Origin of the sequence: Streptomyces sp. NPDC012510 (assembly GCF_042955065.1) — a bacterium.
Lineage (GTDB): Bacteria > Actinomycetota > Actinomycetes > Streptomycetales > Streptomycetaceae > Streptomyces.
This window is the reverse complement of record NZ_JBIBEN010000110.1, coordinates 1-1,038: the sequence shown is the minus strand read 5'-3', so window position 1 is coordinate 1,038 and position 1,038 is coordinate 1. Positions and strand designations below refer to the sequence as shown.

Genomic DNA, 1,038 nt, shown 5'->3' with positions numbered 1-1,038 from the left:
AATGACACGACTTCGGCGGTACGCTTGAGCCCCGCTACATTGTCGGCGCGGAATCACTAGACCAGTGAGCTATTACGCACTCTTTCAAGGGTGGCTGCTTCTAAGCCAACCTCCTGGTTGTCTCTGCGACTCCACATCCTTTCCCACTTAGCGTACGCTTAGGGGCCTTAGTCGATGCTCTGGGCTGTTTCCCTCTCGACCATGGAGCTTATCCCCCACAGTCTCACTGCCGCGCTCTCACTTACCGGCATTCGGAGTTTGGCTAAGGTCAGTAACCCGGTAGGGCCCATCGCCTATCCAGTGCTCTACCTCCGGCAAGAAACACACGACGCTGCACCTAAATGCATTTCGGGGAGAACCAGCTATCACGGAGTTTGATTGGCCTTTCACCCCTAACCACAGGTCATCCCCCAGGTTTTCAACCCTGGTGGGTTCGGTCCTCCACGAAGTCTTACCTCCGCTTCAACCTGCCCATGGCTAGATCACTCCGCTTCGGGTCTTGAGCGTGCTACTGAAACGCCCTGTTCGGACTCGCTTTCGCTACGGCTACCCCACCCGGGTTAACCTCGCAACACACCGCAAACTCGCAGGCTCATTCTTCAAAAGGCACGCAGTCACGAGAACAAGGCAAACCTTGTTCCGACGCTCCCACGGCTTGTAGGCACACGGTTTCAGGTACTATTTCACTCCGCTCCCGCGGTACTTTTCACCATTCCCTCACGGTACTATCCGCTATCGGTCACCAGGGAATATTTAGGCTTAGCGGGTGGTCCCGCCAGATTCACACGGGATTTCTCGGGCCCCGTGCTACTTGGGTGTCTCTCAAACGAGCCGTACAGATTTCAGCTACGGGGGTCTTACCCTCTACGCCGGACCTTTCGCATGTCCTTCGCCTATCCATACGGTTTCTGACTCGCCTCACAGCCGGCAGACTGTGAAAGAGAGATCCCACAACCCCGTATACGCAACCCCTGCCGGGTCTCACACGCATACGGTTTGGCCTCATCCAGTTTCGCTCGCCACTACTCCCGGAATCAC

1 rRNA gene is annotated in these 1,038 nt (G+C 56.4%); it reads right to left on the bottom strand.

The features are described from left to right. A 23S ribosomal RNA gene (locus ACFY9I_RS42675) occupies positions 1–1,038 on the bottom strand; the annotation flags it as partial.